Annotated in this window: 20 protein-coding genes; 6 read left to right on the top strand and 14 right to left on the bottom strand. The window is 73.0% G+C overall.

The genetic code is table 11. The features are described from left to right. The first annotated feature begins 39 nt into the window (after positions 1 to 39). On the top strand, positions 40 to 699 hold the full coding sequence (locus SCAB_RS24645; RefSeq protein ID WP_173402904.1) for a flavin reductase family protein: 660 nt from the start codon (positions 40 to 42) through the stop codon (positions 697 to 699). Here the strand turns inward: SCAB_RS24645 and SCAB_RS24640 are convergent. The 4 genes from SCAB_RS24640 to SCAB_RS24625 form a co-directional block, all read right to left on the bottom strand. Then, positions 689 to 1,225: a hypothetical protein gene (locus SCAB_RS24640; protein WP_106437301.1), complete on the bottom strand. Its 537-nt coding sequence runs from the start codon at positions 1,223 to 1,225 to the stop codon at positions 689 to 691. The genes SCAB_RS24645 and SCAB_RS24640 overlap by 11 nt on opposite strands. A gap of 79 nt (positions 1,226 to 1,304) precedes the next feature. Continuing rightward, complete coding sequence (locus tag SCAB_RS24635) at positions 1,305 to 2,354, bottom strand: Zn-dependent alcohol dehydrogenase (protein ID WP_041669584.1); 1,050 nt, start codon at positions 2,352 to 2,354, stop codon at positions 1,305 to 1,307. 5 nt (positions 2,355 to 2,359) lie between these two features. Beyond that, positions 2,360 to 3,526, bottom strand: coding sequence for an acyl-CoA dehydrogenase family protein (locus tag SCAB_RS24630; protein WP_013002781.1), 1,167 nt, complete (start codon positions 3,524 to 3,526; stop codon positions 2,360 to 2,362). Between the two features lie 68 nt (positions 3,527 to 3,594). After that, entirely contained in the window at positions 3,595 to 4,506 is a 912-nt protein-coding gene (locus SCAB_RS24625; protein WP_013002780.1) for an SDR family NAD(P)-dependent oxidoreductase, read from the bottom strand. A 135-nt stretch (positions 4,507 to 4,641) separates the two neighbouring features. Between SCAB_RS24625 and SCAB_RS24620 the strand changes: the two genes are divergently transcribed. Further along, positions 4,642 to 5,574 (top strand): cyclase family protein, encoded by a 933-nt coding sequence (locus SCAB_RS24620; protein WP_037729379.1) that lies wholly within the window; start codon positions 4,642 to 4,644, stop codon positions 5,572 to 5,574. Between the two features lie 579 nt (positions 5,575 to 6,153). Here the strand turns inward: SCAB_RS24620 and SCAB_RS24615 are convergent. From SCAB_RS24615 to SCAB_RS24600, 4 genes are all read right to left on the bottom strand, one after another. After that, entirely contained in the window at positions 6,154 to 6,747 is a 594-nt protein-coding gene (locus SCAB_RS24615; protein ID WP_013002778.1) for an ATP-binding protein, read from the bottom strand. Positions 6,748 to 7,261: 514 nt separating this feature from the next. Next, positions 7,262 to 8,263 carry an acyl-CoA dehydrogenase family protein gene (locus tag SCAB_RS24610; RefSeq protein WP_037722606.1) on the bottom strand — a complete coding sequence of 334 codons (1,002 nt, stop codon included), beginning with the start codon at positions 8,261 to 8,263 and terminating at the stop codon, positions 7,262 to 7,264. Between the two features lie 71 nt (positions 8,264 to 8,334). Continuing rightward, entirely contained in the window at positions 8,335 to 9,465 is a 1,131-nt protein-coding gene (locus SCAB_RS24605) for an acyl-CoA dehydrogenase family protein (protein ID WP_013002776.1), read from the bottom strand. A gap of 11 nt (positions 9,466 to 9,476) precedes the next feature. Then, complete coding sequence (locus SCAB_RS24600) at positions 9,477 to 10,682, bottom strand: amidohydrolase family protein (RefSeq protein WP_013002775.1); 1,206 nt, start codon at positions 10,680 to 10,682, stop codon at positions 9,477 to 9,479. A gap of 144 nt (positions 10,683 to 10,826) precedes the next feature. On the opposite strand from SCAB_RS24600, the gene SCAB_RS24595 reads away from it, so the two are divergent. Next, the gene (locus SCAB_RS24595) at positions 10,827 to 12,338 is read left to right on the top strand and encodes a class I adenylate-forming enzyme family protein (protein WP_013002774.1); all 1,512 of its coding nucleotides are present in this window, start codon (positions 10,827 to 10,829) and stop codon (positions 12,336 to 12,338) included. Here SCAB_RS24595 and SCAB_RS24590 read toward each other — a convergent pair. Continuing rightward, positions 12,317 to 12,829 (bottom strand): EF-hand domain-containing protein, encoded by a 513-nt coding sequence (locus tag SCAB_RS24590; protein ID WP_013002773.1) that lies wholly within the window; start codon positions 12,827 to 12,829, stop codon positions 12,317 to 12,319. The two genes, SCAB_RS24595 and SCAB_RS24590, sit on opposite strands and share 22 nt — an antisense overlap. Positions 12,830 to 13,023: 194 nt before the next feature. Next, positions 13,024 to 13,479: an STAS domain-containing protein gene (locus SCAB_RS24585; RefSeq protein ID WP_374194948.1), complete on the bottom strand. Its 456-nt coding sequence runs from the start codon at positions 13,477 to 13,479 to the stop codon at positions 13,024 to 13,026. A 525-nt stretch (positions 13,480 to 14,004) separates the two neighbouring features. On the opposite strand from SCAB_RS24585, the gene SCAB_RS24580 reads away from it, so the two are divergent. Both SCAB_RS24580 and SCAB_RS24575 read left to right on the top strand, forming a co-directional pair. Next, a complete protein-coding gene (locus SCAB_RS24580) occupies positions 14,005 to 14,586 on the top strand; it encodes a sigma-70 family RNA polymerase sigma factor (protein WP_013002771.1) in 582 nt (193 codons plus the stop codon). Next, positions 14,583 to 15,911 (top strand): zf-HC2 domain-containing protein, encoded by a 1,329-nt coding sequence (locus SCAB_RS24575; protein WP_013002770.1) that lies wholly within the window; start codon positions 14,583 to 14,585, stop codon positions 15,909 to 15,911. Before SCAB_RS24580 ends, SCAB_RS24575 begins: the two co-directional genes overlap by 4 nt. Positions 15,912 to 16,140: 229 nt before the next feature. On the opposite strand, the gene purU is transcribed toward SCAB_RS24575, so the two are convergent. Both purU and SCAB_RS24565 read right to left on the bottom strand, forming a co-directional pair. Beyond that, the gene (purU, locus tag SCAB_RS24570; protein WP_013002769.1) at positions 16,141 to 17,022 is read right to left on the bottom strand and encodes a formyltetrahydrofolate deformylase; all 882 of its coding nucleotides are present in this window, start codon (positions 17,020 to 17,022) and stop codon (positions 16,141 to 16,143) included. A gap of 132 nt (positions 17,023 to 17,154) precedes the next feature. Continuing rightward, complete coding sequence (locus tag SCAB_RS24565) at positions 17,155 to 17,655, bottom strand: SCO4402 family protein (protein ID WP_013002768.1); 501 nt, start codon at positions 17,653 to 17,655, stop codon at positions 17,155 to 17,157. 128 nt (positions 17,656 to 17,783) lie between these two features. Here SCAB_RS24565 and SCAB_RS24560 point away from each other — a divergent pair, with 128 nt between their 5' ends. Further along, the gene (locus tag SCAB_RS24560) at positions 17,784 to 19,088 is read left to right on the top strand and encodes an ABC transporter substrate-binding protein (RefSeq protein WP_013002767.1); all 1,305 of its coding nucleotides are present in this window, start codon (positions 17,784 to 17,786) and stop codon (positions 19,086 to 19,088) included. Positions 19,089 to 19,143: 55 nt separating this feature from the next. Here the strand turns inward: SCAB_RS24560 and SCAB_RS24555 are convergent, their stop codons facing one another. Both SCAB_RS24555 and SCAB_RS24550 read right to left on the bottom strand, forming a co-directional pair. Beyond that, positions 19,144 to 20,817, bottom strand: a complete 1,674-nt coding sequence (locus tag SCAB_RS24555; RefSeq protein WP_041669580.1) for a hypothetical protein — start codon at positions 20,815 to 20,817, stop codon at positions 19,144 to 19,146. Positions 20,818 to 20,974: 157 nt separating this feature from the next. Then, positions 20,975 to 22,357 carry a hypothetical protein gene (locus tag SCAB_RS24550; protein WP_013002765.1) on the bottom strand — a complete coding sequence of 461 codons (1,383 nt, stop codon included), beginning with the start codon at positions 22,355 to 22,357 and terminating at the stop codon, positions 20,975 to 20,977. Positions 22,358 to 22,397: the final 40 nt, after the last annotated feature.

The raw sequence follows: 22,397 nt of genomic DNA, 5'->3' as shown, positions 1-22,397 counted from the left end.
CTTCACTTCTGACGGACCGTCAGTTTCAATGAGGGAGTGATGGGACATGCGGGAATGGCGGCCGCCGCCGTCCGCTACCTGAGGGCGGACCCGGCGGACAGCAGGGGCGGGACGACGCGTCCGGAACCGGTCGTCGAGGCGCTGCCGCGCCCCGAGCTGCGCTGCGTGGGCGAGAACGAGCGCGCACCGGTCGACCAGACGCAGTTCCGCCGCGTCCTGGGCGCCTTCGCGACGGGCGTCACGGTGATCACCGCCCCGGCCCCCGGGCCGTCGGCGCAAGACGGTGCCCGGGCCCTCGCCGAGCCCCCCGCGGGCTTCGCCTGCCAGTCGTTCTCGTCCCTCTCGCTCGATCCGCCGCTGGTGGCGTTCATGGTCGGCCGTACGTCGACGACCTGGCCCCGCATCGCCCGCGCGGGCGTCTTCTGCGTGAACGTACTCGGCGCGGACCAGGGCGAGTTGTGCCGACGGTTCGCGGTCAGCGGGGCGGACAAGTTCGCCGGTGTCGCCCACACCCCGGCCCCCGTCACGGGCTCACCTCGCCTCGCCGGCGCCGCCGCCTGGATCGACTGCGTGATCCACGCCGTGCACACCGGCGGCGACCATCTGATCGTGGTGGGCCGGGTGGAGGCGCTGGACACGGACGACGGGACGCCGCCGCTACTGTTCCACCGGGGACGCTTCGGGCAGCTCAGGACCTGACGAACAGCATCGCGCCGACGGCCGCCACCCCCAGCACGACCAGCGTCCCCCATCCGAGGATCGCCGCGCAGGGCTGGACGGGGCGGCCCTCCTCGGCGCGTACGACGGTGTGGTGGGTGGTCAGGGCCGGGGGCAGGACCGCCGCGTAGAGGACGAAGCCGGTGAGCTGCCACGACGGCACGGCCAGGGCGGGGAGCACCCACAGCGTGCAGGCGGGCGGAATCCACCACCAGGCGATACGGCCGGTCAGCTGCCGTGCGGTCCAGTGGGCGAGCAGGACGGCCGGGAGCACGTACGCAACGGTCAGCACGGTCGCGGCGAACAGGACGAGCACGAGCAGCAGCGGGGCGACGGCGAACGCCGTACCGGCCCCGGGACCCGGCAGCGCGCCGACCCCCAGGACGAACAGCACAGCGCCCAGCAGCGCGCCCTCCACCCCCAGTACGGCCATGGACACCGCCGACGGCGCGGCCCCCTCGCGGACCGCGCCCTCCCCTGTCACCCCCGCCGCCGCCATGCGCGTCATCACCGGCCCCCCTCCCCGTCCGTAGGGAGTGTTCCCCGGCCGAAACGGTTGCCCCACCAGGGGCCCACGAACCCGTGGCCTAGAAGGTGAGCACCGCCCGCGCCACCCGCCCCTCCTCCGCGTCCTGCGCCGCCTTCGCGAACTCCTCCACCGGGTAGGTGGCCGTGACCAGTTCGTCCAGGAGCAGGCGACCCTCGCGGTAGAGGTCGGCGTAGAGCGCGATGTCCCGTTGCGGGCGGGAGGAGCCGTACCGGCAGCCGAGGATCGACTTGTCCAGGTAGAGGGAGGAGACGAGGAAGGACGCCTCGGCGGTCGCGGCCGGCACGCCGAGCAGGACGGCCTGGCCGTGCCGGTCCAGCAGGTCGATCGCCTGGCGGACGAGCTGCACGCGGCCGACGCACTCGAAGGCGTGGTCCGCGCCCGTGGGGAGGATGTCCCGCACGCCGGCCGTGGAGGTCAGGAAGTGCGTGGCCCCGAACAGCCGCGCCGCCGCCTCCTTCTCCGGGTTGGCGTCCACGGCGACGATCCGGGTCGCCCCCGCGATCCGCGCGCCCTGGACGACGTTGAGCCCGATGCCCCCGACGCCGATGACGACGACGGCGTCCCCGCGGTCGACGCGGGCCCGGTTGAGCACCGCGCCGACACCGGTCAGCACTCCGCAGCCGATCAGCGCGGCGGAGGTGAGCGGGATGTCGTCCGGTATCCGCACGGCCTGCACGGCCTTGACCACGGTCCGCTCGGCGAAGGCGGAGTTCGCGGCGAACTGGAACACGTCGCGCCCGGCGCGCGAGAACGGCCGGGTGGGCCGTCCGATCGCGCTGCGGCACATGGTGGGCCGCCCCCGGTCGCAGTCGGCGCAGGCCCCGCAGTTGGCGAGGGTGGACAGGGCCACGTGGTCCCCGGGCCGGACGTGCCGGACGCCCGCCCCCACCGCCTCGACGACCCCCGCCCCCTCGTGCCCCAGCACCACCGGGACCGGGAACGGGATCGTCCCGTCCACCACCGACAGATCGCTGTGGCAGAGCCCGGCGGCCGAGACGGCCACCAGCACCTCCCCGGGCCCCGGATCCCGCACGGCCAGATCGTCGACGACCTCGGCCCGCTTCCCGTCGAACACCACTCCGCGCATGGCCCTCACCCCTCAGCTCGGCCTCTCGGCTCCCTCGGCAGACCGAGCACCCGCTCGGCGATGATCGTGCGCTGCACCTCGTCCGAACCGCCGTAGACGGTGTCGGCCCGGCTGAACAGGAACAGGTACTGGAAGGGGTCCAGGGCGTACGGCTCCGGCGCCGACCAGTCCCGCGGCCCCAGGACCGCCCCCGCGCCCCGCACCTCCATCGCCAGCTCGCCGAGGCGCTGGTGCCACCGCCCCCACAGCAGCTTGGCCACACTCGGCGCGCCCGGCTCCGCGCCGCCCTCCGCGCCGCCGAGCGTGCGCAGGGCGTTCCACCGCATCACCCGCAACTCGGCCCACTGCCGCACCAGCCGGTCACGCACGACCGGATCGTCCGCCGCCCCGCTCGCCACGGCGGCCCGTACGACATCACCCAGCTCCCGCTCGAAGCCGATCTGCTGGGCGAGGGTGGACACCCCGCGCTCGAAGCCGAGGAGGCCCATGGCGACCCGCCAGCCGTTCCCCTCGCCCCCGACGACGTGTTCCGCGCGGGCGTGCGCCCCGTCGAAGAACACCTCGTTGAACTCGCTCGTCCCGGTCATCTGCCGGATGGGCCGCACCTCGATCCGGCCCGGCTGGTCCATGGGCACGAGCAGCAGCGACAGCCCGTGGTGGCGCTCGGAGCCGGGCTCGGTACGGGCCAGCACGAAGCACCAGTCGGCCTCGTGGGCGAGCGAGGTCCAGATCTTCTGCCCGGTGATCCGGTACGCCCCGTCGTCCGCGCGCTCCGCCCTGGTCCGCACCCCGGCGAGATCCGATCCGGCGCCCGGTTCGCTGTATCCCTGGCACCAGAGTTCCTCGCCGCGCGCGACCGGCGGCAGGAACCGCCGCTTCTGCTCCTCGCTGCCGAACGCGATCAGCGTCGGCGCGAGCAGCTTCTCCCCGATGTGCCCGGACCGGGCGGGCGCGTCGGCCCGCGCGTACTCCTCGGCCCACACCACCTGTTGGACGAGCGTGGCCGTCCGGTTCCCGAAGCCGCCCTCGCTCCAGCCGAGCCCGATCCACCCGGCGGCGCCCAGCGTCCGTTCCCAGGCCCGCCGGTCCTCGCCCGCTCCGGCGTGCGCCGCCAGCCAGGCCCGCACCTCCGCCCGGAACGCCTCGTCCTCGTCACTGAACCCGAAGTCCATGCCACCTCCCGTTCGCCGACTGCGGTGAGAGGGGCCGAACACCAAGGGCCCCGCCCCTCAGGCGCCTCTCAGGCGTTCGGCCGCTCCCCGGCAGCGGCCGCCCGGGCCATCGCCTCCACCCGCTCCAGCAGCGGCATCGGGTCCGTGCCCACCGTCCCCGGCAGCACCTCGGCGATCCGTTCGGGGGTCCATCCCTGCTCCGCGTACGCCGAGCGCAGCTCCCGCGGCTGTGCCCACACCGCGATCTTCGGCCCGGCGACCGTGTAGACCTGTCCGGTGATCCGTTCCTCCCGGGCCCGGTCCGACAGCAGGTACACCACGAACGCGGCCACGTCCTCGGGCTCACCGATCTCGGTCAGTTCCGTCGGCACACCCGCGGACATCCGCGTACGCGCCACCGGCGCCACCGCGTTGGCGGTCACCCCGTACCGGTGCAGGCCCAGGGCCGCGCTGCGGACCAGGGAGATGATCCCGCCCTTGGCCGCGCTGTAGTTGGCCTGCGACACGGACCCCTGGTGGTTGCCGCTCGTGAACCCGACGAGGGTGCCGGACCGTTGCTTGCGCATGACGGCGGACGCGGCCCGGAACACCGTGAACGTGCCCTTCAGATGGGTGGCGATCACCGGGTCCCACTCGTCCTCGGCCATGTTGAACAGCATCCGCTCGCGCAGGATCCCGGCGACGCAGACGACGCCGTCGATACGCCCGTACGTCCGCACCGCCGTGTCCACGAGGCGTTGTCCGCCGGCCATCGTGGAGATGTCGTCGGCGACGGCGACGGCCTCGCCGCCTGCCGCCTCGATCTCCTTGACGACCGTCTCGGCGACGGAGCTGGTGGGTTCGGAGCCGTCGACGGAGACGCCGTAGTCGTTGACGACGACCCGCGCGCCCTCGGCGGCGGCGCCGAGGGCGACCGCCCGGCCGATCCCCCGCCCCGCTCCGGTGACGGCGACGACCTTGCCTGCCAAGAAGTTTCCCACCCCGGCCCCTTCCCCTCATCGCGGTTCCTGACGGACCGTTACCTGACGCACCATTACCTGACGTGCCGTCAGATCTGCTCGTACGGCGATTCTACGGCCCGCCGGACACACCCACACAAGCCCCGGGGAGGGCCGATGTCATTGCCCGTGGAGTTCCACGACATCGCCAAGCGCGTGAACAACTGGGGGCGTTGGGGGGTGGACGACGAGATCGGCACTCTCAACCTGATCACCGACGAGGTGGTCCGGGCGGCCGCCGCCTCGGTCCGTTCCGGGCGCCGGGTGCCGCTCGCACTGCCCCTCCAGCAGGACGGGGTGCAGACGGGGATGATGCCGGGCCGCGTGAACCCGCTGCACGCGATGGTGCAGATCAACCAGGAGATCTTCGGGCCGGGCACGGTCGCCTGCAGCGACGACGCCGTGACCATGGGGCTCCAGGCGGCGACGCACTGGGACGCGCTCACCCATGTCTCGCACTCGGGCCGGATCTACAACGGCCGCCCGGCGGACACCATCACCCCGCACGGCGGCGCGGCCTTCGCCGGCATCGACAAGGCCCGGCACATCGTCTCGCGCGGGGTGCTCCTGGACGTCCCGCGCGCCCTCGGCCTGGGCGACGACCGGCTGCCCGGCAACCACGCGGTCACCCCCGAAGACCTGGACGCCGCCGAGGAGTTGGCGGGCACCCGGGTCCGCGCGGGGGACATCGTGCTGGTCCGCACCGGGCAGATCCGGGCCTACCTCGGCGGCGACAAGCACGCGTACGCGTTCCCCTCACCGGGGCTCTCCCTGCGTACTCCGGAGTGGTTCCACGCGCGTGATGTCGCCGCCGTCGCCAACGACACGCTGACGTTCGAGATCTTCCCGCCCGAGATCGAGGATCTGTGGCTGCCGGTGCACGCGCTCGACCTGGTGGAGATGGGCATGCCGCAGGGGCAGAACTGGAATCTGGAAGAGTTGTCCACAGCCTGTGGACAAGCTGAGCGGTACGCGTTCCTGCTCTCGGCGATGCCCGAGCCCTTCGTCGGCGCCACGGGTACGCCGGTGGCACCGATCGCCATCCTGTAGCCCTGTGGGCACACCGCGCACCGCGCCCGGAGACCGGGACCGAGGCCCGGAACCCGGGACCTCCAGGCCCCTGAGCCGGCTGGCGGCGCGCCGCTGCCCGCCCCGAGCACGGCACCGCGCGCCGCCATCCGGCTTCGGCGGGCCCGCTCCGCACCCAGACCCAGGACCTTGGGCACGATCGCGGGCGGGCGGACGGGTGGGTGGGTGGGTGGGCGGGCGGGCGGACGAGCGGACGAGCGGACGGGCGAGTGGATGGGTGTGCCGAGTCGGGGGTGCTGTGCGGGTGCGGGTGCGGGTGCGTCGTGGTTGCTCGCGCGGTTTCCCGCGCCCCTGAGGACCCGGGCCCGCCCCGGCGTCAGAGGTGTGCGGCCAGGCAGCCAGGAGTGGCCGACCGACCCCGGCCTAGGGCGTGTTGCGAAAGTCCCGTCGTTCGCCCGAAGGGCGGGCCTCGCGGCGTCAGGTGCGTGCTCTCGGCGTGCCGGGCGGAAGCCCTCGTACTGGATGTACTTGGGCTTTCGCCCGGTGCGGCGAGAGTGCGTGCATGGCGTCGCGAGGCAGGCGCGACTTTCGCAACACGCCCTAGACCGCCTCGTACGCCATTCCCTCGCGCGCCCGGCTCTCCCGGGTCACCGCCGCGACCCCGGTCACCGCACCGCACGCCGGATAGACCGCCGGCGCCAGGACGCCACCGCCCACCGCCGGCGCACCACCCGACGCACCCGACGCACCCGACGCACCCGAGAAGCCGACCGCCCCGGCGACCCCCGGCACCACCCGGTCCAGCTCGCACCAGATGCGTTTGCCGACACCCTCGTAGGACCAGCCCCAGCGGTCCGCGAGGACCTCGACGAGGGCGAGGCCGCGTCCGCCCGTCTCGTCGCCGTCGGCGCACCGCGGGGCCGGCGGACACGCGCTGGTGTCGGCGACCTCCAGGCGGACCTTGCCGACCGCGCCGTCACGCAGACCGGACAGCAGCAGCCGCAGCACGGCCGGACGGCCGGTGTGCACCACCGCGTTGGTGACCAGCTCGGAGACGAGGAGGATCAGCGTCTCGGCGAGCGGCTCGTCGTCCCCTATCCCGGACCCGGCGAGCCGTGAACGGGCCCATCTCCGTGCACGACCCACCTCTGCGGGGTCGGGCCGGATCTCCAGCTGCACTTGAAGCACCTGCACCGCTCACACCATCCGAACCGGCGGACACATCGCCGCACGCCCCTCAGGGGCCACGATCGTGGTCATCTGCTGCCTGGCCGACGCCACCGTCATCGACACCGTCGACACCGGGATCACGGAACGTGATCCCCTTACAGGACAGCATGGTTGACGTACAGTCACCCCAACAAGCGCTTCGGGCATATTCCAGCGCGAAGGAGTACGCGTACGGCATACTGTGCGACGCTCGTCGCGGGGAGTCGAACAGACCGGGGCCGCGAGACTGCGGCCCACTTCACGGGTACCGCGCACCGCCGGATCCGGGGCCGCCACAGGGGCAACACCGGCTCGGCTCGACCTCGGAACCACTCGCATCCACCAGAAGGTACCGGAGCGGGACTCCGACTCCAGGCCGTGACAAGTCACACCTAGGACACAACCCGGTATCAACGCTCGGTAATTCCGGTATGCCACGTTCCGCGACATTCGCGGATTACGGTGCCACACCTTTCCGCTCCGTGCCTGGTCAGCGCGGTTACACCGCCTCGCTCAGCAGTTCCTTCGCCAACAACTCCTCACTCTCCGTGATCAATCCACCACGTTCCGCCCGTACCCATGCCCGCTTCAGACACAGGTGTACGTCGGCCTCCCAGGTGAACCCCATGCCGCCGTGCACCTGGAGACAGTCGCGCGCACCGCGCACCGCGGCCTCGTCGGCCAGCAGCCGGGCCACCGCGACGTCCACCGGATCGGCGGTCACGGCCGCCGCGTACACCGCCGTCCGCGCCACCTCCACCCGCACCAGCAGTTCGGCGCAGAGATGCTTGACCGCCTGGAACGCCCCGACCGGCCGCCCGAACTGCTCCCGCGTCCGGGCGTGTTGCACGGCGGCCTCGCAGGCCCGGACCGCCGTCCCCACCTGCTCGGCGGCGGTGAGCAGGACGAACAGATCATCGGGGCGGGGGGCCGAACCGCCCCCCGGCACCCGGTGCAGCGGCGTCAACGGATCGACCGACCGCACCTCCACGGCCTCCCGCACCTCCCCGGCCCCGTGAAGACCCCCGGCCGCCCGAAGCACTCCGGCCTCCCGCGGGCCCTCGGCCTCCCGGCGCGCCGCGGTCTCCCGCGCATCTCCGGCTCCCCGCACGCGCCCCGCCGTGTCCACGACGGCGTCCGCCTCCGCCAGCCACTCCACCAGTCCTCCGCCCCCGACGGCGGTCACCACGGCCTCCCCGGTCGCCGCCCCCGGCACCGTGCCCGCCGCGAGGTGCGTGGCCACGAGGGGCCCCGGCAACAGGGCCCGCCCCGCCTCCTCGAACACCAACACGGCCTCCGGCAGCCCCAGACCGACCCCGCCCTCCGCCTCCGGCAGCCGCAACGCGAAGAACCCGGCCGCCCCCAGCTCCCGCCAGAGCCCCCGGTCCAGCCCGGGCCGCTCGACGGCCGCCCGGAGCGCCTCCTGTCCGAACCGCCGCGCCAGCAGCTCCCGAACGCCGTCGCGCAACGCCCGTTGATCCTCCGTGAGCCGAAACCGCACAGCCGACCGCCCCTCATCGACACCGAGTACGAGACCGAGTACGACACCGAGTACGAGACCGCATGCGCCCGTCATCCCTTGGGCAGCCCCAGGATCCGTTCGCCCACGATGTTCCGCTGGATCTCGGAGGTCCCCGCGGCGATGGTGTACGACAGCGAGCCGAGCCGGTCGAGGACCCACGGCCGCCCGAGGTCGACGGCCCCCGCCCCCAGCACCTCCCCCGCCGCGTCGAACAGCTCCTGCCGCGCGCGCGAGTACCTGAGTTTGAAGACCGACCCGCCCACCCCCGGCACCCCTCCGGACGCCTCCGCCGCGCTCACGTTCCACTGCGTGAGCCGCCACAGGGCCCGGAACTCCGCGTTCAGCCGTCCCAGCCGCCGCCGCACCGAGCAGTCGTCCCAGCGTCCGTTCTCCCGCGCCTCCCGCGCGATCTCCCCCAACACCCTCCGGCAGGCGACCACTTCGCCGACGAAGGCCGTTCCGCGCTCGAACGACAGCGTCACCATCGTCACGCGCCACCCGTCGTTCTCCTCGCCCACCCGGTTGGCGACCGGCACCCGTACCTCGTCGAGGAAGACCTCGGCGAACTCGGTGGAGCCGGCGAGGGTGCGCAGCGGCCGTACGGTCACCCCGGGCGCGTCCATGGGCATCGCCAGCCAGGTGATGCCCCGGTGCTTCGGCGCCCCGGGGTCCGTGCGCACCAACAGTTCGCACCAGTCGGCGACTTCGGCGTGCGAGGTCCAGATCTTCGACCCGCTCACCACGTAGTGGTCGCCGTCCCGGTGCGCGCGGGTGCGCAGGGCCGCGAGGTCGGACCCGGCGTCCGGTTCGCTGAACCCCTGGCACCAGACCTCCTCGCCGCGCAGGATCGGCGGCAGCCAGCGCGCCCGCTGCCCGGCCGTCCCCTCGGCGGCGATGGTGGGCCCGGCGTGCAGCAGCCCGACGAACCCCGCGCCCACGTACGGGGCGCCCGCCTTCTCCGTCTCCTCCAGGAAGATCAGCCGCGTGGTCGGCGAGGCGTCCCAGTGGACGTCGGCGTACCCGGCGTCGTACAGGGTCCGCTGCCAGCCGAGGTCGTAGGCGCGCCGCCCGGGCCAGTCGTCGGGGGACGGCTTCGGCGGCAGCGCGGGGAGCGTCTTGGCCAGCCACTCCCGCAGCCGTGCCCGGAACTCCTCCTCCGCCGGGCTGTACGCGAGATCCACGGCCCGAGCCCCTATGTACCCAGGCCGCGGTCGAAGTCGAGGCCGAGCATGCGGATCGCGTTGCCGCGCATGAGCTTGTAGACGGTCTCGTCGTCGAGGCCCTTCACATGGTCGAGGGCGACCTCCTTGGTGTGCGGGAAGGTCGAGTCGACGTGCGGGTAGTCGGTCTCGAAGGTGGCGTTGTCCCGTCCCACGACGTCCAGCGAGGCGACCCCGTGCTTGTCGCGGAAGAAGCAGCAGAACATCTGCCGGTAGTAGTACGTCGACGGCGGCTCGGGGATCAGGTCGCGTACGCCGCCCCAGGCGCGGTGTTCCTCCCAGACGTCGTCGGCGCGTTCCAGGGCGTAGGGGATCCAGCCCATCTGCCCCTCGCTGTAGGCGAGTTTGAGGGTCGGGAACTTCACCAGGACCCCGCTGAAGAGGAAGTCCATCATCGAGGCCATCGCGTTGTTGAAGGAGAGCGAGGCCTGGACGGCGGGGGGTGCGTCGGGTGAGGCGGCCGGCATCTGGGAGCTGGAGCCGATGTGCATGTTGACGACCGTGCCGGTCTCCTGGCAGGCCGCGAAGAAGGGGTCCCAGTAGCCGGAGTGGATGGAGGGCAGGCCGAGGTAGGTGGGGATCTCGGAGAAGGTGACGGCCCGGACGCCCCGGGCGGCGTTCCGCCGGATCTCCTCGACCGCGAGGCCGACGTCCCACAGGGGGATCAGGCAGAGCGGGATGAGCCGGCCGCCGCTGTCACCGCACCACTCCTCGACCATCCAGTCGTTGTAGGCGCGCACGCAGGCGAGGGCGACCTCCTTGTCGTGCGCCTCGGCGAAGGTCTGGCCGCAGAAGCGCGGGAAGGTCGGGAAGCAGAGGGATGCCTCGACGTGGTTGAGGTCCATGTCCGCCAGCCGGGCCTTCGGGTCCCAGCAGCCGCGCCGCATCTCCTCGCGGGTGATGCCCTCCAGGGTCATCTCGTCCCGGTCGAAGCCGACGGCCGCGATGTTCCGCTTGTACGGGAACTTCAGGTCCTCGTAGATCCACCAGTCCGTCGGCTGCCCCTCCGGGTCCATGGTGATCTGGTACTTGCCGGCGACGTACGCCAGCTCGCCGATCCCGGCGGTGAGGGGCTTCGGACCCCGGTCGCGGTACTTCTCCGGCAGCCAGGTGTCGAAGAGGTGCGCGGGCTCGATCACATGGTCGTCGACGCTGATGATGCGGGGCAGTTCGGTCATGGATCCCCCACTCAGTTATCTGATGGACCGTCAGATCCTGTGGAGCAGGTTAGTGGCACACCCCTGGACCGACAAGGCGCCCCGGCCTACGCTCTGGCCACGATCTGACAGTTCGTCAGCTTCTCTCGGCAGGGGGCCCGCGCTGTGAATGACACCGCCCACGCACTCGGCACGTCCCGCACCCTGTGGGAACTCCTCGACCGCCGCGCCGGCCTCACCCCCGACCGGCCCGTCCTGCTCCAGGACGACCGCACCCTGAGCTTCGGCGAACTGCGCGCCCGCGCCGAGCGGGTGGCGGCCGGGCTGTACGACAGGGGCGTACGCCCGGGCACCGTCGTCGCCTGGCAGCTGCCCACCCGGATCGAGACGGTCCTGCTCTCCCTGGCCCTGGCACGCCTCGGCGCCGTCCAGTCCCCGGTCATCCCCTTCTACCGCGACCGCGAGGTCGGCTTCGCGCTGCGGGAGTCGAAGGCGGAGTTCTTCGCGGTGCCGGGCGAGTGGCGGGGCTTCGACCACACGGAGATGGCCCGGCGGCTGGGGGCGCGCGGCGTCTTCGAGGCGTACGACCGGCTCCCGGAGGGCGACCCCTCGGCGCTCCCCGCCCCGCCGGCCGACGGCACCACCGTCCGCTGGATCTACTGGACCTCGGGCACCACCTCCGACCCCAAGGGCGTCCTGCACACGGACCGTTCACTGATCGCGGGCGGCTCCTGCCTCGCCCATGCGCTGCGCCTCACCCGGGACGACGTCGGCTCGGTCGCCTTCCCGTACGCGCACATAGGCGGCCCGGACTACCTGGTGATGCTGCTGCTGTACGGCTTCCCGGCGGTGCTGTTCGAGCACTTCGCGCTGCCGGACGCGCTGGAGGGCTACCGCAAGCACGGGGTGACCGTGGCGGGCGGCTCGACGGCGTTCTACTCGATGTTCCTGGCCGAGCAGCGCAAGCAGCCGGGCGTGCCCGTCGTGCCCACCCTGCGGCTGCTCGCGGGCGGCGGGGCGCCGAAGCCGCCCGAGGTCTACCACGCGGTCGTCCGGGAGATGGGCGTGCAGCTCACCCACGGGTACGGCATGACCGAGGTGCCGATGATCACGATGGGGGCGCCGGACGACTCGGCGGAGAACCTGGCGACGACGGAGGGACGGCCCCCGGCCGGGATGGAGATCCGGATCGCGGCGGACGGGGAGGTGCGGTTGCGGGGGGAGGCGGTCTGCCGGGGCTATCTGGACCCGGCGCAGTCGGCGGCGGCCTTCGACGCGGACGGGTTCTTCGTGACGGGCGACCTCGGGCACCTCACCGGCAGCGGCCATCTGGTGCTGACGGGCCGTGCGAAGGACGTCATCATCCGCAAGGGCGAGAACATCTCGGCCAAGGAGATCGAGGACCTGCTGCACGGCCACCCGGCGGTCCGGGACGTGGCGGTGATCGGACTCCCGGACGCCGAACGCGGCGAACGGGTCTGCGCGGTGCTGGAACAGCCGCCGTCGGCCGAGCCGCTGACGCTGGAGGCGGTGGTGGCGTACCTGCGCGCGGAAGGGCTGTCGGTCCACAAGCTGCCGGAGCAGGTGGAGGTGGTGGACACCCTTCCGCGCAACGAGACCCTGCGGAAGGTCCTCAAGTACAAGCTGCGGGAGCGTTACTCGGGGACGGTGAAGTAGCGGGCGAACGCGTTCACGACCTCCACCTCGTCCACCTTGCCGTCGGCGTCGGTGTCGAGCGTGGCGGCGGCCGCGGCGGCCACCTCCTCCGGGGCGCCGAGGGCCTTGAGGACGCGGGCGGCCTCCTCGACCGTCGCCCTGCCGTCCCCGTCGGCGTCCGCGACGGCCAGGGCCGCGTGCAGGAAGGGGCGGGCGATCTCGGCGAAGCGGTCGGGGTTGTCCCGCAGCCGCTTCACCGCGCCGTTCACGAACTCGTCCCGGGTGATGCGCTGGTCGCCGTCCCGGTCCGCTATGCCGGCCATGCCCTGCCAGAAGGCCTCGGCGCCGCCGTACAGGGCCTGGCCCTTGTCCGAACGGGCGGTGGTGCCGAACTCGTTGAGAACCGCCTTGCTCGCCGCGCTGAAGTCCTCGCGGTCGATCCAGCCGTTGCCGTCCTGGTCGAAGGTGGCGAACCGGGCGGCGATCCTGCGCTCGTACTCGCTGCTGACCATGTTTCCTCGGGCCCGCCTTACGTCAAGTGGGGTGCTTCTCGGACGGAGCGTACGACGTCAGAGGCCCTGACGGTGCGGGAAAGCGTCGCTTGTACCAAGACTGCGGGAATTCCGGGACATCTGTGTGGCCGCCGGGACACCACGTGTGCGAACGCCTCCTGCGCGCGTGCCGCTCCTCGGGAGGATGCGGGAGGTCAGGCCGACAGCGGGCCGGCCTCGTCGTCGGGCTCCGGGGCGACCGCCGAGGCGACGTCCGGGTGGACGTCGAAGAGGCGGCGGACGCCGAGGGCGGCGAGGACGCGGTTGACGTGCGCGCCCTCGGACGGGCCGCCGCCCGCGTGGCCGTCGGCGGGCAGGATCAGCCGCAGCCGTCCCCGGCACGACCGCATGAGCCGGCGGGTGGCGACGAGGACCCCGACACCGCTGGAGTCGCAGAAGACGACGTCGGTGAGGTCGAGGACGAGGCTGCGGCGGCCGTCGGCCACCGCCTCGTGCACGCGCTGGCGCAACTGGGGCGAGGTGAGCAGGTCCATCTCACCGGACACGTGCAGGACGGCCCACTCGCTCCGTACGCCTTCACCCCGTACGTCGTCGCCCGGTACGCCTTGCCCGTCCTGATCGCCGTCGGTCACCTGAAACGTCACCGCGATGCCTCTCAGTCGCCGAACCGGAAGCCACTGCACCGCTTCCTGCTGCGCGGCTGCCCCGCCGTCGCTCCATGAAACACCCCCCGCCCGCCGAAAGCGCGGGGTAAGCGAGCCAATTCAGGGGCCTTTCCGGTGCGATTTCTGTCGAGTACGGTCACATGCGATCGACTATTGCTCGTGAATGGATGCGGATCGGACATCCATCGGTCGAAGTCAGGCAGATCCGGCCGTACACCAGTCACATGGAGTCACACAGGCAGTCGTACAAGCATACGAAGAGTGGGCTGCCGCCCACGTGGGCGGCATGGAAACGGCTTGCGCCGGCGGTCATACCACCTCCGACCCCAGGAGGGGCGCACATTGCCATAAAGGGGCGTGCGCGGTCAGCGGTGCCGACTACATTCGGGACGGCAGTGCACGGAGGCTGGAAACAGGACCGGGGACGGGACGGGCGGACACCGGGTCCGCGGTCCCGCGGTCCGGCGGCCATCAGGAACGGCGCAGGTACGAGCAGGGTGAGGGGGCCGTATGGCGACGCAGGACGCACCGCCCCGCTGGGACCGCAGGATGCAGCAGCGGCTGGCCCGGGGCGAGGCGGCGGCGCTCGGTGAGCTGTACGACCGGTTCGCGTCCCTCGTGCACGGGCTCGCCCACCGCGTCCTCGGCGACGAGCGGGGCGCCGACGGCATCACCCGCGAGGTGTTCCTCCAGCTCTGGGAGAACCCCGAGGCGTACGACCCCCGGCACGGTCCCCTGCGCTCCTGGGTGGCGGCGCTGACCCACCGCCTGGCGGTGCAGCGGCTGCGCGCCACCGAGACCGCCGCGCTCGCCCGGGGTGACGGCGGCACCGCGGAGGACCTGGAGCGCAAGGTCCACCACGCCTCGGTCGCCGCCCGCGCCGACTACATAGTGCAGGCGATGCCCAGCCCCTTGCGGGCCGCCCTGGAGCTGGCGTACTTCCAGCGCCGCGACTACCGCCAGACCGCCGCCGACCTCGGCGTCACCGAGGACGAGGCCCGCCGCCGCCTCCGCCTCGGCCTCCAGCTCCTGTCCACCGCCCACGACACCCGCCCCTCCGGCACCCCGCCCGAACCCGGGGCCACGGCGTGACGGGCGGACCGACCCCGTTCGAGGGGCCCGGCGGCCGGGGGAACGGCTCCGGCGGACCGTCCGGACCCGACGGCCCCCGCGACGGCGACGGCAGCGAGCCGGTCGGACCGCCGCGCATACCGCTGCCGCGCTCCTCCGTGGAGGACACCGGGCTGCCACTGCCGGACCCCACCCCGCCGGCGGCGCCCCCGGCGGTCCTCGTGCTGGAGCACCACGTGCTCAAGGCCCTGCTCGGCGCCTGGGCGCTGGCCGCGTGCTCGGCGGAGGAGGCGCTGGCCGTCGAGGAGCACCTGGGTACGTGCGGGACGTGCGCGGACGAGGCCCGGCGGCTGCGGGAGGCCGTGGGCCTGCTGCATCCCCCGGAGAGCCTCGACCTGGACCCGGCGCTGCGCACCCAGGTGCTGGGCGTCTGTCTCGGCCGCCGCCCGCCGCGCATCCCCGTTCCGCGCTGGGCCGCCCCGTACGACGCGGAGACGGCCCGCCTCGACGCCCTGCTGCAGGACATCTGCACCGCCGACTGGCACGCGCCCGTACGGCTGCGCTGGTTCCAGGGCGCCGGGCCGGTGAGCCGGCGGACGACCGTCGCCGGGGTCATCGCGCATCTGCTCAGCGTCGACGGGCTGGTCGCGGCGGCGCTCGGGCTGGACGACCCGCTCGGCCGGCCGGCCGCCGAGGACGACGGGCCGGTCGACCGTACGCCCGCGGGGCGCACCGAGGCGTACTGGAAGGCGTCCCGCTTCCCGCCCGGCCGCGCCCTGCGCGCGCCCTGGCGGCAGCAGAGCCACGACATCGTCCGCACGACGTCGTTCACGGGCGACGGCGGACGGGACGGCTCCGACGCCTCGGGGCGCCTGGCGGTCTCGTACGGCGGCTTCGAACTGCCCCTGCGGGACGCGATGCTGGACCGGGCCTTCGAGTGCTGGATCCACGCGGAGGACATCGCGGAGGCCGTGGACTACCCGTACGAGCCGCCCTCCGGCCGCCATCTGCACGGCATGATCGACCTGGCGGCGCGCATGCTGCCGCTGTCCCTGGCCGAGCGCCGCCGGACCGGGCTGGCGTCCCCGCCCGCCGGCACGCCCGGCCGCAGCCTCCGCCTGGAGATCGAGGGCGCCGGCGGCGGCGAGTGGCTCATCCCGCTGGACTCCCCCGCGGCCGCCGCCTCCGCCGGCCACGAGGTCGCCCACGTGGCCCTGGACGGCGTCGAGTTCTGCCGCCTCGCCGCCGGCCACGTCCCCCCGGAGGAAGCGGCCGCGGGCCAGTCCGGCGACCGAGAGGCCATCAAGGACGTCCTGTTCGCAGCAGCGGCCCTGAGCCGCATGTAAAGGAAGACGAAGAAAGCCGGGCCGCGCCCCGTCAGGGGGGCGCCCCGTCAGGGGCGCGGGGAACTGCGCGAGCAACCCCACACAACCCGCACCCGAAGACAGCCTGAATCGGGCGCAGCCCATTCAGGGGCGCGGGGAACTGCGCGACCAGCCTCTACGCACCCGCACACGCACACGCAGAACCGCAGTCACCCCCGAGCGACAAGGCGCCCCCCGCCCGGCGGAGCCTCTACGCGAAGACGACCGTCCGCCGCCCGTTCATCAGGATCCGCCGCTCCGCGTGCCACTTGACCGCCCGCGCCAGCGCCTGGCACTCCACGTCCCGCCCGACCGCGACCAGTCCCTCGGGCGTCACCCCGTGCCCCACCCGCTCGACCTCCTGCTCGATGATCGGCCCCTCGTCGAGGTCGGCGGTGACATAGTGCGCCGTCGCCCCGATCAGCTTCACACCCCGCGCGTGCGCCTGGTGGTACGGCTTCGCGCCCTTGAAGCTCGGCAGGAAGGAGTGGTGGATGTTGATGATGCGGCCGCTGAGCTGCTTGCAGAGGTCGTCGGAGAGGACCTGCATGTAGCGGGCCAGCACGACCAGCTCGACGTTCTCCTCGCGCACGATCTCCAGTATCCGGGCCTCGGCCTGCGCCTTGGTGTCCTTGGTGACCGGAACGTGGTGGAACGGGATGTCGTACGACCTCACCAACTCGGCGAAGTCGGTGTGGTTGGAGACCACGGCCGCGATCTCCACCGGCAGCGCCCCGATGCTGGCCCGGAAGAGCAGGTCGTTCAGGCAGTGCCCGAACCTGCTGACCATCAGGACGACGCGCATCTTCTCGTCGGCCCGGTTGATCTGCCAGTCCATCCGGAAGGAGTCACCGATCGCCGCGAAGCTGGCCCGCAGCTTCTCCACGTTCACCGGCGCCTCCGCCGAGAAGTGGACGCGCATGAAGAACAGTCCCGTGTCGTGGTCGCCGAACTGCTGGCTGTCCTCGATGTTGCCGCCGGTCATGAAGAGGTAGCTCGACACGGCGTGCACGATGCCCGGCTTGTCGGGGCAGGCGAGGGTGAGGACGTACTGGTCGGCGGGGGCCGCGGCTCGGGTGGACTGCTCGTTCATGCCCGACAGGGTCCCATATGGCGTACCCGTACCGGCAACCGTCCCGAGGACCGGACCCCGCCCACGACACCCGCCCGCGAGACCCGTTCCGGCGCCCCGTTCGCGGCACCCGCCGACGACGTCCCGCCGGTCCTACGCCGCCCGCGTCATGATCCGCAGCACCTCGAGGGTGCGCGGCGCCGTGTCCGGGTCCTCGCCGTCGCTCGCCGAGAGGCGTACGTGGGCCTCACGGGCGGCCCGCACGGCCTCGGGCCAGGCGTCGTGGTCGAGGTAGGCGGAGACGGGCGCGTCCGGGCCGACCTGGTGCATGATCCGCAGCACGCGCAGCACGGCGGTGTCGACGAGGGCCGCCTCCTGGGCGTCACGGAAGATCGTGCCGACGTACTTCTCGGCGGACCAGTTGTCCAGCCAGGTGTCCTCCACCAGGCGGTACACGGCGTCGGTGACGTCCCCGTACCCGTCGACGCCGGCCAGCCAGACGTCTCGCTGGAACCCGGGGTCGGAGAGCATGTGCAGCGCGGAGCGCACATTGCTGCGCCAGCGCCACCACGGCATGTCGTTCAGTGGCATGTCGCCCATGGTGGATGAGCGACGCCCGCGACGGGAAGGGGTCTCCGAGCCTTGGACGGTCATCGATCCTGCGTTCCTCTCTGCGACCTCAGGAAAATACGATCGTAGCTCTTCGCAATTCACCTCCCGGTCACCTCATGTTGCCCCTCCGTGACGCCCGGGTTGGCGATGTGACGGAATCGTGCGGAGTCATGACTGGCTTCCGGGCACGACGGATCCCTCTGCTGACCCACCTCCCTCCAGGGCTCGCCACACTCCTGGTCAGGGCCACCACGCTGGCGGCGTGCGCGTCGCTCGTCGCCGGGTGCGGGGTCGTCCCTGGTACCACGGGGGGTACCGGGGACGGCCCCGTCACCGTCATGACCTGGGCCCCCGAGAAGACGGCCGCCACCAACAAGCCCGGCATGCCCGCGATGGCGAAGGCGTACGCCCGCTGGGTCAACGCCAACGGCGGCATCAACGGCCGCGAGCTGAGGGTCCTCACCTGCAACGACCACAACGAGACCGTGACCGCCGCGAAGTGCGCCCGCCGCGCCGCCGACGCGAACGTCGTCGCCGTCGTCGGGTCCTACAGCCAGCACGGCCGTTCCTACCTCGCCCCGCTGGAGTCCGCGGGCATCCCCTACATCGGCGGCTACGGCGTCACCGACGACGAGTTCGCCAGCGCGCTGTCCTACCCGGTCAACGGCGGCCAGGCCGCGCTGATGGCGGGCCTCGGCGAGCAGCTCGCCAAGACGTGCGGCCCGGTCGCCCTCGTACGCCCCGACTCGATCGCCGGTGACCAGCTGCCCCTGCTGCTGGACTCGGGGCTGCGCTCCGGGGGTCACAAGGGGTCCGAGGACCAGCTGGCGGCCGAGGACGCCACCGAGTACGGCGGGCACGCACGGGAGGCGCTGCGGCGGGCCGCCGCCGATCCGGCCGCGCGGGGGTGTGTGGTCCCGGCCCTCGGCGACCGCACCTTCACCTTCATGGACTCCTTCCGCCGGGACCGCGCGGACTACCCGTCCGTCCGCACCGGGACCGTGCTCGGCAGCGTCGACCAGACGGTGATCGACGCGACCGGTGGCAGGTCGGGGCCGTACGAGGGGGCGTACGTCACCGGCTGGTACCCGGTGGAGACCGACAAGCGGTGGGAACGGATGAAGCGCGTGATCCGGGAGCACGCCTTCGACGACAACCGGATCGACCCGGCGGACCCGGGCGTGCAGACCACGTGGATCGCGTACACCGTCCTGCGGACCGTCCTGGAGAAGATCGGCGACGGCGAGGTCACCGCCCAGACGGTCCGTCACGTCCTCGACGACGGTCTGGAGGTCGGCACGGGCGGTCTCACGCCGCCCCTGCGATGGCGCTTCGAGGACCTCATCGCCTCCGCCGGCTTCCCCCGCCTCGTCAACCCCGACGTCACCTTCCAGGTGGTCCGCAAGGGCCGGCTGGTCGCCGCCCGCCAGGACTTCGTGAACGTGGAGAAGACCCTGGTGGAGGCGGAGGGCTGAGCGGACCGGCCGGTTCGGGCCGGCGAACGGACCGCCGGCCGGCCGGGGCGCGTCGTTACAGCTGGACCGCCTGGCGCTGGGTCAGGCCGTACTTCGTGGCGATCGTGTTCCAGAGCTTCGCGGCCTTGGCCTTCTCCGCGCTGGCGGTACCGCTGGCCACGTTGCCGGCCTGGGTCTGGCCGGTGGGGCGGGCCTGGCCCTTGCGGCAGCCCTTCTTGCCGGCGGTCTGGTCGGCCCACGCGGCGTAGTGGTCGTCGGCGGAGGCGGACGCCTGCCATGCCTTGGTGAGCGAGGCGGTGAGGGCCTCGTGGTCGGGCAGCTTGTCGACGGACAGTTCGCCGAGCCGGGTGACCAGCTCGTTGCGCTGCCCGGCCGCGTCCCGCAGGTCGGTGGCGGCCTGCCCCAGGTTCGTGCAGGTCCTGATGTTCCCGACGGCCTTGATCACGCTGTTGCGGCTGTTGCCGCTGTCCGCCAGCAGCTTGTCCAGCGCGACCGCCTGTGCCTTCGCCGGGTCGGCCGGCGCCTTCGACTCCTCGGGCTCCCCGGTCGCCGCCACCGGCGTGTTGGCGCTCGGCGACTCCTTGTCCCCCGAGCCGGCCATCAGCGCGCCCGCGCCTATGCCGAGCACCGCGATCCCCACCCCGACGAGCGCGATGAGCGGCGCCCTGGACTTCGTCCGGCCGCCCCCCGCGCCGCCGCTCTCCCGTCTCGCGGAGGACGACCGCCCGGTGTGGCCGCCGTGGCCGCCGTGACCGCTCGGGCCCTGCGGCGGCTGCGCGGGGTCGATCTTCGGCAACTGCTGGGTGGCCCCGGAGACACCCGCGGTCCCCGCGTCGCTGCGGAAGAGACTGTCGAACACGTCGGGCTGCTGCGGGGGCTGCCGGCGCTGTTGCGCCCGCTGCTGCCCCGGCGCGCCGTACGACTGCGGCGGGGCGGGCGTCTGCGCGGCGACCGGCGGTATGAACTGCGTCGGCTGGGCGTCCGGATTCCCGCCGGGCATCGCGTGCGGGGGCTGTCCGGGGTGGCCGGCGGGCGGCATCGGCCCGGCGCCGTGGTCCGGGACCCGGCCGAGGTACGCCGTCGCGTCGGCCGACGCCTCCGGGGGCAGCGCGCCCGGCCCGACCGGGGGCAGGAACTGCGTGGCGGCCTCCGCGGCGGGCGGGTGCGCGGCCACCGGCGGTATGTACTGCGTGGCCCTCTCGTCCATCGGCACGGCGCCGGCGGCCGGCACGGGCGGCAGGTACTGGGTGGCCCCCTCGTCCATGGGTGCCTGCGGCATCGCCACCTCACCGGCGACCGGCGGCAGGGGCGCGCCCGAGCCCACTCCGTCGTACCCCCCGAGGCCGTACGCGTGCCCCTGGGGACCCTCGGGCGGCAGCGGCGTCCCGCCCTGGGTGCCGTACGCGGTCTGGGCCCCGTACGCGCCGTACGCGTCGTACGCGCTCTGGCTCCCCTGGCCGCCCCACTCCGGAGCGGCCGGCGCCGACGGCGCGCCGCTGTAGGGGTCGGCGGGCGCGGCGGGCTCCCCGGAGCCCCATGGCTCGCGCTGGTCCCATGGCTCGCGCTGGTCCCACGGCTCGCGGTGGTCCCACGGCCGGGGCGGGGACGGCGGCAGCGGCGCCGGTGGCAGATCGCTCGGATGGAGCGGGGCCCCACCGTCCGAGGGCAGCACGATGCCTTCGCGCGCGGTACGCGCCGAGGGCTCCTCGCCCTGTCCACTCTGCGTCACCGGGACTCCTACGAATGGGGGACTTGCGGAATCGTCGGCTCACGCTACCGGTTCCGGATGACAGCCCTTGCACCACCCGCGCCCCGACGAGGGGCCGCAGCCTCCGCCGGGGCGCGGTAAACCGCGCGAGCCGTCCCAGTACCCCGTCCGCGGCGCTCTACGCCGCCTGCAGGTCCATCCGCGCCCCGAACTCCCTGACCACCGCCTCCTCCCGGAACGGCTCCAGCCGCTGCTGGAACTCGTCCAGGTACTCCGCCCCGCGGTTCGAGCGCAGCGACCCCAGCAGTTCCACGGCCTTCATCCCCGTGTGACAGGCCTGTTCGATCTCCCGCTGCTGCACCTGCGCCGTGGCGAGGAGCACATAGCCGATCGCCCGCCGCCGGGCCCGTGACTCCGGATGTCTGGCCAACGACTCCTCGGCCCGCCGGGCGGCCGCCTCCGGCTGCCCCAGATCCCGGTGGCAGTGCGCCAACTCGTCGGCGAGATAAGCCTCGTCGAAGTGCCTGATCCACACCGGGTCGTCCCCGGCGGAGGGGTCCGCGCCCTCCAGTGCCTCGACGGCGCGCCCCGCCGCGGCCTGCGCGGCGCGCGCCTCGCCCATCAGCGCGTGCCCGCGCGCCTCCGCGGCGTGGAACATCGACTCCGCACGCGGAGTGGCCCGCCCCCGCGCCCCCTCCTGCGCCGCGCGCGCCAACTGCGCGATCTCCCGCGGGTTTCCGAGCTGCGCGGCGAGGTGGCTCATGGAGGCGGCCAGGACGTAACCGCCGTAGGCCCGGTCGCCGGCGGCCTGGGCGAGGCGGAGCGCCTGGATGTAGTACCGCTGGGCGAGGCCGGGTTGACCGGTGTCGACCGCCATGTACCCGGCGAGTTCGGTCAGTCGGGCGACCGCGGCGAACAGCTCCCGCCCCACCGCCTCCCGGTAGGAGCCGGCGAGCAACCCCGAGACGACGCTGTTCAGATAGTGCACGACGACCGGCCGTACGTGCCCGCTGCCGTACTGGTGGTCGAGGTCGACGAGCGCCTGTGTCATCGCGCGCACGGCGTCCACGTCGGCCGACCCCACGCGGGGGCCCGCCGTGCGGGCGACCTGGGCGTCCGGTGCGGAGATCAGCCAGTCCCGGCTGGGCTCGACGAGCGCGGAGGCGGCGACGGACGAGCCGGAGAGGAAGTCCCGCCGCCCCACGTCACTGCGCCACAACTCGCAGACCTGCTCGATCGCCCCGAGCACCGTCGGCGAGAACTGCAGACCGACCCCGGACGCGAGGTTCTTGCCGTTGGCCATGCCGATCTCGTCGATCGTGACCGTCCGGCCCAGTTTGCGGCCGAGGGCCTCGGCGATGATCGCGGGCGCCCGGCCCCTCGGCTGCTGTCCCCGCAGCCAGCGGGCCACGGACGTCTTGTCGTAACGGAGATCCAGGCCGTGCTCCGCGCCGCACATGTTGACCCGCCGGGCCAGTCCCGCGTTGGAACAGCCCGCTTCCTGGATGAGCGCCTGCAGTCGTTCGTTCGGCTGCCTGGCGACGAGCGGCCTTGCGGCCATGGCGTACCCCCTGTGGCTGTGGTGCCTTGCCCACGCACCG

This window comes from Streptomyces scabiei 87.22 (assembly GCF_000091305.1).
Classification (GTDB): Bacteria; Actinomycetota; Actinomycetes; order Streptomycetales; family Streptomycetaceae; genus Streptomyces; species Streptomyces scabiei.
This window is presented reverse-complemented; position numbering and strand designations above follow the sequence as displayed.

Bases quoted from the DNA above. Each gene is read 5' to 3' on its own strand.
- purU (WP_013002769.1), bottom strand. From the start codon at position 17,022: ATGAACGAGCAGTCCACCCGAGCCGCGGCCCCCGCCGACCAGTACGTC.
- SCAB_RS24620 (WP_037729379.1), top strand. From the start codon at position 4,642: ATGTCATTGCCCGTGGAGTTCCACGACATCGCCAAGCGCGTGAACAAC.
- SCAB_RS24550 (WP_013002765.1), bottom strand. From the start codon at position 22,357: ATGGCCGCAAGGCCGCTCGTCGCCAGGCAGCCGAACGAACGACTGCAG.
- SCAB_RS24560 (WP_013002767.1), top strand. From the start codon at position 17,784: ATGACTGGCTTCCGGGCACGACGGATCCCTCTGCTGACCCACCTCCCT.
- SCAB_RS24600 (WP_013002775.1), bottom strand. From the start codon at position 10,682: ATGACCGAACTGCCCCGCATCATCAGCGTCGACGACCATGTGATCGAG.
- SCAB_RS24630 (WP_013002781.1), bottom strand. From the start codon at position 3,526: ATGGACTTCGGGTTCAGTGACGAGGACGAGGCGTTCCGGGCGGAGGTG.
- SCAB_RS24590 (WP_013002773.1), bottom strand. From the start codon at position 12,829: ATGGTCAGCAGCGAGTACGAGCGCAGGATCGCCGCCCGGTTCGCCACC.
- SCAB_RS24645 (WP_173402904.1), top strand. From the start codon at position 40: ATGGGACATGCGGGAATGGCGGCCGCCGCCGTCCGCTACCTGAGGGCG.
- SCAB_RS24580 (WP_013002771.1), top strand. From the start codon at position 14,005: ATGGCGACGCAGGACGCACCGCCCCGCTGGGACCGCAGGATGCAGCAG.
- SCAB_RS24635 (WP_041669584.1), bottom strand. From the start codon at position 2,354: ATGCGCGGAGTGGTGTTCGACGGGAAGCGGGCCGAGGTCGTCGACGAT.
- SCAB_RS24640 (WP_106437301.1), bottom strand. From the start codon at position 1,225: ATGACGCGCATGGCGGCGGCGGGGGTGACAGGGGAGGGCGCGGTCCGC.
- SCAB_RS24565 (WP_013002768.1), bottom strand. From the start codon at position 17,655: ATGACCGTCCAAGGCTCGGAGACCCCTTCCCGTCGCGGGCGTCGCTCA.